The following is a 14,264-nucleotide window of genomic DNA, read 5'->3' as shown; positions in this document are numbered from 1 at the left end:
CACTGCGGCCCGATAGGTCCAACGGGTTTAGTCGATTCCGGTCCGACCGGATTGCCATCACACTTCAATTGCCCTCGCATTGCCGAAAATTTGCGCAGCGTTCGTTGACGCAGCTGCGCGATCCCTGACCTGTTGTCATGACGGCCAGGCGATCTCGCAGTTTTGTTGGCCAGCGCGACGGTGGCGACGTTAAAATGTCGCCGTGCAAGCAGACCAACCACATCGTCCAGCTGAACGGTTCAGATCACCGAGTTAGGTCTAAATCGAAATTGACAGCAACGTCTGCGTCCAGCTCTCCTTCTTATTCTGGGCGCGTAGATTACCCTCCAGCACAAGATCGGGAACGCTGTAAATTATCGCTCTCATTTGCCGATCAACATTTTCGATCGCCCCATTCTTGTTCCGCTCATTAAGAAGCGCCAGAAGCTCGCTCATCTCACCTCTGATACATAATAGACGCTCTGGCCGTTGCAAATACACAGAGCGAACGTATCTAGTCCGTATGTTAAACTCATGAAAGAGGTCCGACATTCTTTCGTTGTTTTCAGCTTCAACGACCCGTTCATAAAATCCCTCCAGGAACTGCCCGAACGAGGCATAATCATCTGATCTGGAGATCGCCGGAAGCGCCGACCACGTCCCGGGATTCCAATCTAGTTTTTCTTTAATGACATGCTGGAGGACCATGTTGGCAATACCATATTCGTCCGAGATCTCCTTTGTATTGAGTTTCTTGGTGTAGTGGCCATTGCGCGGGGAGCCTGTGATGTAGTTTTCGGCTTCCAGCTGGATCAATGCCTCGCGCACCGGGGTAACGCTAATATCGAGGGCATTGCTGATTACAATCGGATCGAGTCGCGTGTCAGGAGGGACCTCGAAGTCGACAACAAGCTTTTTTAATCGCTTATAGGCTTTATTGGCCTTTGACCGATCCCATCCTCGTTTAGCTTCGTGCTGCTTATACATGCCTTCTCCCAGGGCGCCGCCTTCTTGATGTCATTCTTGAGATAATGTTGGCCTTTCCTGCTCTGTAGTCGCCAAGCCTCTGCACCCGTCGCACTCAGCCATTCATTTCTTGTCATCTTGCGGCAGGACCTTCGTCTACGCCAAAGCTCCCTCGATCAAATCCACCGCTCGGCCTTGTCGTCCTCATCGCGGGTAAAGGCAGGAGGGGGCGGATTATCGGTACGGTGACTGAACAGTTTATCCATCGCAAAAAGCCATTCGTGGAAGCGCTTCCACGCGTCTATCTTGACGCTTGCGTCCCTGTCAAGAAAGAAATCCTTTGAATCGGTCCCACTATCGGATATTCGTATTCGGGGAACAGGCTTCTCCTGATAGGAGTTGCGTTGGAAAAGGTTCTGTTGTCAGACGTCGCTAGACGGGCGGAGGTCGGCGTTGGCACGGTTTCGCGTGTTTTGAACGGCTCGACGAAGGTTTCAGCGCTAACGCGACAGAAGGTCTTGTCCGCTATTGCTGAACTTGACTACGTACCCAACTCCGTGGCTCAGAGTTTGGCAGGCAATCGGACGCGTTTAATAGCTGCAATAATCCCTGCACTTGGTTACACGCAGCATTCTGAAATAATCCAGGGCATGACCGATGTCCTATATGCGCACGGCATGAGTTTGATGATCGGGACATCGGGGTATTCGGACCAACTCGAACTGCAGCTCATCAAATCCTTTCTGGCTCGGAGGCCCGATGCGATCTACATCACAGGGGTCCGCCATTCGAAGGACGTGCGTTCTAGCTTGGAGCAAGCAGGAATTCCCGTTGTGGAAGGGGCCAACTTGACTACCACTCCGATCGACGCTGTTGTTGGATATTCCAATTTTAATGCCAGTGTCGAACTGATAAATATGCTGATCGCTCGTGGTTATCGCAGCGTCTGGCACGTGACTGCCAGCAAAGATTCTAATGACCGTATCGATGACCGCTTGGCGGGGTACAGATCGGCGACCTCTATGGAGCCTGAAGTCCAGGCGGCTGTCATCAAATGTGAAAATAGTTTTGATGGCGGAGCGGAGGCCGTCCGAGTGGCGCTGATGTCCAACTTTAAGGTGGAAGCTCTGACGTTTGCTACCGATGTCATGGCTGTGGGAGGCTTGTTAGAGTGCCAACGTCGAGGGATCAATGTACCCGAACAGCTTGCGATTTCCGGCTTTGACGACCTCGCCATCGCAGCGTCGACAAATCCTTCCCTGACGACCGTGAAAGTCGATCGGTTGGATATCGGTCGAAAAGCGGCAGAAATAATTGTCAACCGTCTCCAAGGCAACCATCATTACTCCCCAATAGTCGACGTCGGATACCAGGTGGTAGAGCGAGATAGTACACGGCGTGCGCACTCACTCATCTCCCGCGGCGTTGAAGGCGGTTGCGCCACCATCTGCTGGCCGATAGGCAAACGCACGCATTTGCCGTAAGGCTCCCGGCGTTGAGATGGCCGCGTCACTTTTTCCCAAAGCCTCTTTGAGCCGTTCGCATGCTCATCTCCGCGCTGATTAAAGAATGGCTGAAGGACGAGCCAGCTCTTGACCTGCCACTGAGAATTTCCTCCAGCATGGATTAGAGTCCGGCCTGTTAATGAACCGCTCCCAAACGTTGGACTACCGGATGCTAGGGTTTTCGGGCTTTTGAAGTGCTCCCCGATTTTGGGCCAGCGGGAGCTGGAATTTTCCGGGGTTAAGGCTCAGCTCGGCGGGGGTGCCGATGAGCCGTTCATGAGCGAAATCGGCACCTTGTTGCCGATCGCGCTATGTGGCCGGAACTCGTTATACAACACGACGACAGAACACCCACGGGACCGAGGTTCGCGAGCTTCTGTATCCGTGGCATCCCTGGTTCGGGCGGCTCGTTCACGTGCATGAGGCGGTGTCCAAAGGGACGCATATTTTCCGCTGCAGCCTTTCTGTTCTTCTGGTCGACTTCTTGAGGTCCCGTCGTGGATGTTCGACCGATCGGTGAGTGGTTGGCGCAGCCTGGCGGTCCCGCACGTCGATCTCGCGCCGACGGTCGTGCCGACGAGCTCAAAGTCCTCGAGATGCTGTCGCAAGTGGAATGGCGGCGCGGGAAACTCGTGGACGCGAGCCATTCCATCAAGGTGGTCGACGCGCGTGGCTTCGTTAATGGAAAACGGCACTTCCGTCCTCCACTATCCTGCTGCGCTCTATCGAATGGCGTTGACCACGAAGGTGCCGCCCGAGGATCCGGTAACCCATGAGGACGTGATCGCAAAACGACGGACGCATGCGGATTACAGCCACTACTACAGGTCCACGATGTTCCAGAACGAATGCGAGGACTGCCTGCTGCGTGCTGTAGATCCGGATGCGCTGAAGGTTGGGGAAACGAGGATTGAGCTCTACGGAGCTGCAGCGCGCGCCTAAGGCGCCAACCAAAATGCACACTTCCACGGCCCTGTCCGCCTGAAGACGCCCTTCGGCCATACACGCCGAATCACTAAAATAATCGCCCAAGTTGCTTACTCACTACTGGACCATCGGCCCAACTTTATGCATCAGTTGCACCATGGAAATGGGATGAATTCATGCAAGCCGACAATACACATGCAGTAGAAAGTCCTGAGCAATCGATCTTCGACAGCAACCTCTCGGTAGAGGCGAAAATTGAACGAGCACGAACCGAGCTGCTCGACCTGTCGGCCCGAAACAGACTGCTGAACGTTCCCCGATTTTCCAAAAGCGCTAAGACGATCGACATCGTGGACGAGAAGGCAGCCGAGGTCTTTCGGCTGCTGGTCACTGAAGGCAAATCTATGACTTTCCTGGCTGGAGCCAAGGGAAGAGACCCGAAGGAGGGCGAGGACGCCGAAGACCTGATCGAGCTTGCGCTTCCCGATGACGAGGATCGCGATGAGAGCGGTCGTCTGACCCGGCATTCGGATACTAAGCTTCAAACCAAGATGACCCCGAATGCGCTTCAGAAGCGCCTGCTGGATCTGTACTTCGATGCCCGCACCCTGGAAGAAGAGCAAGGCGTCAACATCCTATTCCTTGGGCTCGGCACGCTAAAGTGGATCGACCCCCAGAACGCGGAAAACATCCGTTATGCGCCCCTCGTTCTCGTACCAGTCTCGCTCATGCGCGGCAGCGCGGCTGAACGCTTTAAACTGAAGGCGCGTCCTGAGGACTTTGCTTCTAACCTGTCGTTGGAGGCGTTTCTCGACCGGGTTCACAAGATCCGGATGCCCGACTTCGAGTCAACCGACGAATTCTCCTTCGAGACCTACGCGAACCAAGTGGCAGCCGCAGTGTCCGTGAAGCCAGACTGGTCCGTTCAGCCGGATGACATCGTTCTCGGGTTCTTCAGCTTCGCGAAATTCCTCATGTATCGCGATCTCGACCCGACACTGTGGCCAGCGAACGGGAAGTTCACCGACCGAGCTCTGATTACCGGGCTGGTGTCGAACGGCTTCGAACGCAGTGACGCTCTTCTCGACGATGACGCGAAGATTGACGCGTATATCTCCCCGCAGGAGATGACCCACATCGTCGATGCAGACAGTTCGCAAGCGGTGGCTATCCACGAGGTCCGCCGCGGGCGCGACCTTGTCATCCAGGGCCCACCCGGCACCGGAAAGTCGCAGACGATCGCGAACATCATTGCGGCAGCGGTCGCTGACGGTAAAACAGTCCTGTTCATGGCCGAGAAGATGGCCGCTCTCGAGGTCGTAAAGCGACGCCTCGATCAGGCGAACGTTGGCGATGCTTGTCTCGAACTTCACTCCAGCAAAGCGAACAAGCGTGCACTTCTCGCTGAACTGCAGCACGTGTGGGAGCTTGGTGCCCCCAAGGGCGAGGCCGCGGAGGCCCACGACCTTCGTCTGCTAGAAGCAAGAGATAGCCTGAATGCGCATCCGGCCCGGATGCACCAGATATACCGCCCTTACGATCTCACGCCCTACCAGGTGATCGGTCACCTGACGCGCCTGCGTAGGATGGGCCTGCCACCATCGGATATCGAACTTCCGGCAGCAGTTGGCTGGAGCCCGGACGCAAAGGATCGGATTGTCACCATCCTTTCTGAACTCGGGCAGCGGATTGACGATATCGGCCTGCCGTCTAAGCACGCGTGGCATGGTGTCGGCCTGACCGGCATTACTCCGCTCGATCTCGAGAGACTGACGACACGCCTGACCGATGCTTCCGGAGATCTCGCCGGCCTTTTGAGCTCTATGAGGTATGTGACAGACGCCCTCCAGCGCGAGCCTGCGGATTCCGTCGTGTCATTCGACGAAGCTCGGGCCCTTGCAGAGCGTCTCGCGACATGCCCGCCCGAGATATCGTCTGAAGCCTTGGCCAATCCAGCATGGGAGGTTTCTCCACAGCAGATTGCAAGCGTTATCCGTGACGGAGCGGAGTTCCTTCGGCTATCCGAGCAAGTGCGCGCCCAGTTTGGCGACGCTGCGTGGGAAGCAGAGACATCGCAGCTCGTGACCACGCTCCGGCGCCTGCCTGCCTCGTTTTCTTCATCAGGCCATCAGACCATCGAGCAGCTCGAGGCCTTGCTGCCTAGGTTCCTGAACGCTGCCGGATCGCTCAAGCAGATGCTTGGCGTAAACGCGTCGGCTACCATTGGATCTATCGGCAGGCTGGTGACCATCGGCGAGAGAGTCGCTGATGCCCCCGACGCGAGCCCGGACGCATTCGTCGCGGCAATATGGGAACGTGGCCTGGATCAAGCCAGCGATCTCGCAGAAGCCGTATCGACGTATCGCCAGTTAAAGGCGGAGCTGATTGGCAAGGTAAGCGACCAAGCCTGGGACATGGATCTGACCGCCGCGCGAACGGCTGTGGCGATCCATGGCCAGCGCGCCTTCAAGTTCCTGAGTGGCGATTGGCGCAGATCCAAGGCACTTCTCCGCACCGTGATGTCGGAAACGAATCCCAGCGAAATGATCCGACTGCTCGATCTCTTGCAGAACGGCAAAGCGGCGCGCGCGGCGATCAAGGACGGCGATGGCCTGGGCCGCGGCGCATTCGGCGCCGACTGGCGAGGAGAGAAGTCGGATCCTCAACCGCTCGAAAACCTCGTGCTGTGGATGCGCAGTCTTCGCGGGGTAGGCGCCGAAGCAAGGCAAATCGCCAGCAGGTTGACAGACAAGGGATCGGTGGCGACACGGTGCGAGCAAGTGAGAGCGCTGCTCGAGGATACCCGGAAGCTGATGTTCTCGCTTTGGAATGACCTCGGTGACGGCACGCCCCAGCTCTTCCAAGCTGCCGCTGGACCGGACGAGGCAGTGCTGACGCAGGCTTCAGCCGTTCTCAAGGAAATCGCGACGGCCGACCGAGCGATCGCGGCGTTGACGAACGCTGTTCCGGAGAACAACGCCGCCCGGATAGCGGCACTCGAGCTTCTTGCAGCCGCGCAGACGCGCAAGCGCGCAGTCGAGAACTCCGGTGAGCTAGGGGTTGCTGCATTCGGCAACCTTTGGAATGGCGCGGCCTCCGACTGGATGAAGCTTGCTGCCGTCTTCGACTGGTTGTCACGCAATGGTGACATTCGACTACTGGCCTCCCGGGTAACCGACAGATCCAATATCGCGACCATAGCACAGGCTACGGCATCGCACGGCGAACGGTTTGCCGCCGAGTTCGAAGACATTCTGAAATTCCTACAAGCGGATATTGCTGTGCTCTTCGGCGCGAGCGACGTCGCCCAGGGCTCGCTCACGTCGATCGGTGAAAAGCTCGCCCGCTGGATCGAGAGCGACGAGCAGCTCTCGAAGTATGCTGCCTACAACGGTCGCGCTAACGACGCCGGAAATCTCGGCGTCGGTCTGGTCGTCGAACGCCTTCAGGACGGCCGGGTCGCAACAGCCGATGTCATCCCATACTTTGAGATGGCTTTCTACGAGGCGATATTGCGCCATCAGCATTCGCAGGATCCGGATCTCGCGAGGTTCGATGGGGAAGTCCACAGCAGGCTGGTTGGCGAATTCGCATCGCTCGACCGGAACCGCATGCGAATTTCGCGACTTGAAGTCATGAAAGCACATCACAGGAACATCCCGGCGGTCAGCGGCCTGGGTCCAGTCGGGATCCTTCGTGGAGAGATGGCCCGTCGCCGCAACCACATGCCTATCCGGCAACTCATGCAGAAGGCTTCGCTCGCGATTCAAGCGCTGAAGCCAGTCTTCATGATGAGCCCGTTGTCGATAGCCCAGTTCCTGCCGCCTGGCGTCCTGGAATTCGACTTGCTCGTGATGGACGAAGCCAGTCAGATCCAGCCCGTGGATGCGCTGGGTGCGGTTGCTCGCGCGAAGCAGGTCGTGGTCGTCGGCGACGAGCGACAGTTACCACCCACGAAATTTTTCTCGAAGATGACGTCCGGCGGATCGGATGATGACGATGATCAGGGAGCGCAAGTCTCCGATATCGAGAGCATTCTCGGCCTTTTCTCTGCCCGTGGTTTGCCCGAGAAGATGCTCCGCTGGCATTACCGCAGCCGACATCAGTCGCTGATTGCGGTTTCGAACACCCAGTTCTACGACAGTAAGTTGTTCATCGTTCCCAGTCCGTACACTCAGGAAGCCGGGATGGGACTGCGCTTCAACCACATTCCAGGTGGGACGTTTGAAGACGGGGTGAACAAGGTGGAGGCGAAGGCGGTTGCCGAAGCCATCATCCGGCATGCGCTTAACTCACCCGGCCTCTCCCTGGGCGTTGCTGCATTCTCGATCAAGCAGCGGCGGGAGATACAGGACCAGCTCGAACTTCTGCGGCGGTTGAACCCGCAGACGGAAGAGTTCTTCCATTCACATCCGCACGAACCGTTCTTCATCAAGAACCTCGAGAACGTGCAGGGTGATGAGCGCGATGTCATTCTGATCTCGGTAGCATACGCCAAGGGGCCAGGTGGTGCGCCAATGAGCATGCGCTTCGGACCGCTGGGCGCCGAAGGCGGGGAACGCCGCCTGAACGTCCTCATCAGCCGCGCAAAACGCCGCTGCGAAGTCTACGCCTCGATCACGGATGATGACATCGATCTGGAACGCGGCAAAGGGAAGGGCGTCTTCGCATTCAAGCTGTTCCTGCACTACGCACGGACCGGACGTCTCTCGATGAGCCAGCGCGCCGATCGCCAGATGGACAGTGTCTTCGAAGAGCAGATCATGGCAGCGCTTCAAGAGAGGGGATATCAGGTTCATCCGCAGGTCGGGATCGCAGGGTTCTTCATCGATCTCGCCGTTGCCGACGAAGCGGTCCCCGGCCGTTATCTGCTTGGTATCGAGTGCGATGGTGCCTCGTACCACGACTCCCGTTCCGCCCGTGACCGCGATCGGCTGCGCCAAGCGGTTCTCGAGGATCATGGTTGGAACATCCACCGTATCTGGAGCACCGACTTCTTCCAGCGCCCCAAGGCTGAACTCGACCGCCTCGTCGCAGCAATTGAACAGGCGAAGGCGAACGCGCTATCCGGCGATCATGTCGCTGAGGCAGCAACGAGAGCGGTGCCCGTCGAAGTCGTCACGATCGAGCGAGCGGATGTCACCGAGATCGGGCTTCAGCAAGTCTCCTTCGAGAACACGACGCCTCTCTACGAGGAAGTGTCGCTCACACCGAACTCCACAACCGAGCTTCACGAAGCGCCGCTTGGAGTGCTCGTTGGTCTGATCAAGCAGACGGTGGAGGCAGAGGGCCCGATCCATCGGGACGAGGTGATTACCCGCATCCGGACAGCGTGGGGGCTGCAGCGCGCTGGCAACCGGATCGATTCACATGTCGGCAACGCCATCAATACGGCAGTCAACGCGGCGCACGTCTATAGATCCGGTGACTTCCTGCTATCTCCTGGCGCCGAAATCCGCCTTCGAGATCGAAGCGCCGTTGCGTCGCCGAGCCTGCGGCGCATCGAAATGATCCCACCAATGGAAATCGATCGGGGGTTGAGCTCACTTATTTCCACTAGCTTAGGCGCCACCGAAAACGAGGCCGTCAACGCGGTCGCGCGCGGCCTCGGGTTCAAGGCGACCAGTAGCCAGTTGCGTGATGTGATCGTCGCTCGGATCGAGGCGCTGAAGTCCGACGGAGAACTGTTGGTCCGAGATGGCGTGCTGATATCCGGAAATGCGGCGCCCGCTCAGTGATAAGGTCATCCATTCGAGTGATCCCCGTCCGGGTGTGGACCCCTCGGCGTCTGAGCGAGGTACTGGGCTGCGGCGTTGGCGATCGTTCTTGTCTCAGCGGCCGCGCTGGAAGCTGCCAATTGCACATGCAGTGGAGCGAAGGGTGGTATCGCCGGAGGCCTCCTCTGTTGGGTAGTTTTTCAATGCTGAAATCAGAAACGCCTATTCCTGCAATCCGATCTGACTGGTCGGTGCCGTGAGATGGGCTTGAGGGATCGCATCAAAACCGAAGTTAAGGAGCGTATCCTCAGGGATATGGACGAAAAAAGGCGGTGCCAGCAGGTGCCGCAAACTAGCACCAATATTACCTTTAAACCGGTGGACAACAGCGCGAACTGGCTACCCGTGTGAAATGGTCGCGTTAAAGTGGACCTTTAAGGCAACAGACCGAAGATGTGTCGTGACCTCATTCAGATTCATCCATGCCGCCGACCTTCATCTCGGAAGTCCGTTCAAGGGGCTTTCGGTAAAAGATGAGCAGCTGGCTGCGCTCTTTTCGCGAGCCACAAGGCAGGCATTAGCGCTGCTGGTCACCCGTTCGGTCGAACTCGCCGTTGACTTCGTGGTTATCGCAGGCGACGTCTATGACGGAGACTGGAAGGACAACAAGGTTGGTCTCTTCTTTAACCGTGAAATGGCGCGGCTGCAGCGGGCGGGAATTCCAGTCTACCTGCTACGTGGAAACCACGATGCCGCCAGTGTAATTACCAAGACAATCACGCTACCAGACAACGTGCACGAATTTTCAACCAGCAAGCCCGCTACCTTCCTTATCGAGGAAAAGAAGGTCGCCCTGCATGGACAGGGTTTTACAGACCGGGCGGCATACGAAAATCTAGCCATCGGCTATCCTTCGGCTATGGCAGGCTGGTTCAACATAGGGGTCCTGCACACTTCAATGACTGGACGCGAGGGGCATGAGGCGTATGCGCCGTGCTCAGTCGACGATCTGCGCTCCCGCGCTTACGATTATTGGGCGCTTGGCCATGTCCATGAATTTGAGATAGTTGCTTCTGATCCTTTGGTTGTCTTCCCGGGTAATCTCCAGGGTCGAAGCATCCGCGAGCAAGGCGCAAGGGGTGCCGTACTTGTTACTGTTGATGACGGCATTGCGACCGTTGATCGCCTGATCGTGGACAATGCTCGATTCATCTCAATCGGCATCGATGTTACCGAGGGCGACCTCGAGGTTGATGTATTGAAGCGGATCGAGGACGAAGTGACCCGGTTGTCTGCGGAGTTCGACGGCAAGCCAATTGCGGCACGGATCCGGATTTCTGGGATATGTGCGTTCTACGACGATCTGGCGCGTGATCGAGCGCAGTGGCTTGACGAGGTGCTCGCGGCCTGCCAGCGGGCGTACAGTGACATCTGGATCGAGAAACTGGAGTTGCGGCTCTCCCCCGCGGTGACCGTCGCCGAGACCCCCTTTGCGGGAGTTGAGCTTCTCAAAGCGCTGGAGGTTCATGGGGATGACGCCATCCATGTCGATGAGATCTTGATGGAAATCTTGCCGAAAATGCCCGGGGGCCTCGCCACCAATGACAGCCCACTTGGCGCTTCCAATGTTGAACTGCTGAAGGAGGCGCGTGAACTGCTTCTAGCACGAATGGCGGCCGCGGGTTGAACCATGCGCTTCGATAGGCTTGACCTTCTCCGATACGGCTCGCTTTCGGACCGATCCATACCGTTTCGACCGGATGCCAAGCTGCATATCGTTTTCGGGCCGAACGAAGCGGGCAAGTCCACGATGCTGCGCGCCCTGTCCGACCTCTTGTTCGGTTTTCAGAACGAGGTTGCTGGATTGCACAAGTTCGAGCCATCTATCCTCAGAGTCGGCGCGAGCCTGACGCGACGCGACGGAGCTTCGATAGATTTCCGGCGTCGAAAAGGCCGCAAAGCAACATTGGTCTCCAATTCGGAACAAGAGGCGCCTCTTGCCGACGATAGTCTCTCACCCTTCATCGGCGCGATGAGCCGGACCGTCTTTGAAAAGGCCTTCGGAATGGATTCGGCCAGGCTCCGCCAAGGCGGAGAGGAGATGGCGACGGGCGATGGCGAGATCGGCCGCCTCCTGTTCTCGGCCGCGTCCGGACTGACTGGGCTCACTCAGTTGCGCAAGAGTTTGGACGGTGAGGCTGACGCGATCTTCTCTCAGCGGAAATCGAAGGATCGGGCCTTCTATCAGGCGCTCGACCGTCACGAGGCTGCGCGGCAGTCCGAGAAAGTTCATGAGCTCCGTTCTCCCGACTGGAAGCGCCTTTCTGATGAAATCCGCGAGGTTGAGCGCCAGCTGGAAGAGCTTGGGCAAGCGCGTCTACGAACGAAAACGCGTCTTGATCTTCTACAGAACCTACGCACGCTCGAACCGCTTCTGACCGATGTCGATGTAAAGTTGGCCGGACTGGCTGAGTTTGACGAGATCGCCGCGGTCCCGAAGGAGATCGAGCAACAGCTTGAAAACCAACTGGAGCGTCTCCAGCAACTTGCCACACGAGACGCGGCCTCCATAGAAACGCGTGAGCGTATTCGGGGCGAGTTTGAGGCACTGCAGCTCGACCCTGCTGTTTTGACGCAGCGAGATCTGATCCACGAACTCCTCACCGAAAAAGTGGCGTATTCTCAAGCGAAAGCCGATGTCTCCAGGATCAGGGCAGAGGTGGCGGATTTCGATCTCGAGCTCGCTGGTCTCGGTCGAAGGGCAGGTTACAGGAGTTCTATTGAAACACTCATACATGCGCAGCCAAGTGATGCTCAAATCAATTATCTCAACGGCCTTATCCGCGATGGCAATGAGCTGAGACGCGCCGAGACAAGTCTGAGCCAGCGCCTGGAGGACCAGACGTCGGAGCTCAGCCGTATGCAGCGGACTGAAAGCGTCGGTGCGCTTCAGGACGTCAGGGCCCTGCAAGAGCGATTTGGCGCCCTCCAGCCAGATATCCGATTATTGGAACGTATTGACGAGCTTGACACCACGCTTGCGCGGGCACGCCAGGATATCGTCGAGGCGAAGGCTCGTCTGGCTCCTCCGGTCGAGGATCTCGAAAGCCTCCTAAAGGTTCCTCTTCCGGACGAAGTCGAGTTGGAGAAACACCGCCCGAACCTTGTTGCCGCTCTCGACCGTTTGAATCGAGCAACGGAAAAGCAGGCAGAGCGGCGCCTGGAGCGTGAGGATGTAACACAGCTTATTTCCGACCTCGAGGATGATCGGCGCCTTATTACTCGTTCGATGATCGAAGAGGCGAGGGCGGTTCGCGATGCGGCGATTGTCGGACTTCAGTCCGGTAAGCCTTGGGACGGTGCCTTGCCCGCGCTTGTTCGCGAGGCGGACAATCTGTCGGACGGTGCACTATCGCAAGCTGAGCGAACGGCTCGCCACTCGGAGCTGACGCTGAGGTTGGCTCGTCTTGATACTGCTATCCAAGCCGGAGAGCTTGAACTCGACGCTGCACGGAACCACCAGCGTGGTGTCTTGGCCGAGTTTTCTCGACTTTTCGAGCATGCGGGAATCCCCGTTCTCGATATCGATCAGATGGGCAAATGGCTCCGCAGCATCAATGCCATCGCCCAAAGGCGCGAAAGCGTTCGGGACTTGGAAGATCAGCAACAGGTTCTTGAGAACCGGAATGCTCAAGTCGCAGCCGAATTGAATAGCGTCGCCAGCGCCATCGGGCTCGATGCCACGATCGCCGGTCCGCTCTCGTCGAACGCCAGGCTAGTCGAGACAAAGCTGACGGAACTGGCGAAGGCATGGGATGAGAGACGTATGGTACGCGCCCGAGGGGAGGCGCTGGAGAGGGATATTGCTGACAGTGAGAACAAGATTGCTGCCTTGGCTATCAAGGTTGATGAGTGGCAATCTCAATTTGTTGAAACATGCGTTGCTTTCGGCCTCGATAATGCTCCGACGCTGGAGATGGCAGAGGCTGCAATTCAAGTCTGGAAAGAAATCCCACGCTGCTATGCCGAAAGACAGAACAGGCAGCGTCGCGTGGACGGCATGATGCGCAACGTCGACCAATTCGAGGAGAAGCTGTCGAAAGTATGCAAATCGATCGGCGAGGATCTTTCCAGACTCGCTCCGCTGCTCGGTGTCGATATCCTCCACAAACGAATGACCGACGCACAATCCGCCGAGGATCATGACCGACATCTCGCTACAAGCCGGGAGCGGGTATCGGTTGAACTTCAACAGATAGCAGAGGAACGCCAGTCGATCAGTCAAGATGTCGCGGCTCAGCTGGCTCGCCTGAATGTGGAGATGGACGGCAAGACACTTCTCGAACGTCTCGGAAGGCGTCGTACCGCGGTCGAGAAGCTCGACGACAGCCGGCGAAGGCTTTCGCTGCATTCAAGAGTCATCAGCGAACAAGAAATCCGGGTGAAACTGAACGCTTTCGATCGCGTCGCCGCCGATTTGGAGATCGAGGCGCTGGCGGCCGAGGATTCTCAACAGTTCGACATGTTCGGCAAGCTCAAGGGAAGGCTCGCTGAACTGGCAACGACAAAAGAGTCGCTCGAAACAGGAATGAGCGCGGAGCAGGCTGCTTTCGACAAGGCATCTGCGGAGCAAGAGACACAGGATCTGGCTCGTCAGTGGGCCGTTCTGAGGCTCGCCTCGAAACTGCTATCCACCTCATTGGAACGCTATAGAGAGTCACAGGCAGATCCGCTGCTCGCGCGGGCAAGTGAGTACCTCTCCATCTTGACGAACGGCTCCTTCGTTCGCTTGGTGCAAGAATTCGACGATCAGGATGCGATAAGGCTCAAGGCCGAACGAGCCGACGGCGAGCGGCTGCCGACGAAAGCGCTCAGCGAAGGTTCCGCAGATCAGCTTTACCTCGCCTTCCGTCTGGCGTTCATCGAGGACTTCTGCAGCCGCAACGAGCCACTGCCTTTCATAACAGACGATGTATTTCAGTCGTTCGATGACGAGCGCAAGGCTTCCGGGTTGAGAACTCTGGCATCCGGAGGGCGCGCTTTTCAGCCAATCCTGTTCACCCATGAGGGCAAGATTGTCGAAATCGCGAATGACTTGCTGCGAGGTGACGTTGATATCGTCAGATTCGAACGCGTCGCGTCGAGCTAGACAGGCGCGTCGAGACGAACC

The 14,264-nt window shown here is 57.5% G+C and carries 6 protein-coding genes; 5 read left to right on the top strand and 1 reads right to left on the bottom strand.

Annotated features, from left to right (window positions below; all coding sequences use genetic code 11):
- Positions 1 to 258: 258 nt before the first annotated feature.
- Positions 259 to 966 (bottom strand): GntR family transcriptional regulator, encoded by a 708-nt coding sequence (locus tag RLEG4DRAFT_RS26605; RefSeq protein ID WP_003581425.1) that lies wholly within the window; start codon positions 964 to 966, stop codon positions 259 to 261.
- Between the two features lie 383 nt (positions 967 to 1,349).
- Here RLEG4DRAFT_RS26605 and RLEG4DRAFT_RS26600 point away from each other — a divergent pair, with 383 nt between their 5' ends.
- From RLEG4DRAFT_RS26600 to RLEG4DRAFT_RS26580, 5 genes are all read left to right on the top strand, one after another.
- Positions 1,350 to 2,429, top strand: coding sequence for a LacI family DNA-binding transcriptional regulator (locus tag RLEG4DRAFT_RS26600; RefSeq protein WP_003581423.1), 1,080 nt, complete (start codon positions 1,350 to 1,352; stop codon positions 2,427 to 2,429).
- 702 nt (positions 2,430 to 3,131) lie between these two features.
- On the top strand, positions 3,132 to 3,392 hold the full coding sequence (locus tag RLEG4DRAFT_RS26595; protein WP_125869661.1) for a hypothetical protein: 261 nt from the start codon (positions 3,132 to 3,134) through the stop codon (positions 3,390 to 3,392).
- A 161-nt stretch (positions 3,393 to 3,553) separates the two neighbouring features.
- Positions 3,554 to 9,115, top strand: a complete 5,562-nt coding sequence (locus RLEG4DRAFT_RS26590; protein WP_003581419.1) for a DUF3320 domain-containing protein — start codon at positions 3,554 to 3,556, stop codon at positions 9,113 to 9,115.
- Between the two features lie 439 nt (positions 9,116 to 9,554).
- On the top strand, positions 9,555 to 10,781 hold the full coding sequence (locus RLEG4DRAFT_RS26585; protein WP_037094811.1) for a metallophosphoesterase family protein: 1,227 nt from the start codon (positions 9,555 to 9,557) through the stop codon (positions 10,779 to 10,781).
- A 3-nt stretch (positions 10,782 to 10,784) separates the two neighbouring features.
- Positions 10,785 to 14,243, top strand: coding sequence for an ATP-binding protein (locus RLEG4DRAFT_RS26580; RefSeq protein ID WP_003581416.1), 3,459 nt, complete (start codon positions 10,785 to 10,787; stop codon positions 14,241 to 14,243).
- Positions 14,244 to 14,264: the final 21 nt, after the last annotated feature.

It is taken from the genome of Rhizobium leguminosarum bv. trifolii WSM2297 (genome assembly GCF_000271845.1).
Note: the sequence above shows the minus strand (reverse complement) of the source record. Positions and strands in the feature narration are given on the sequence as shown.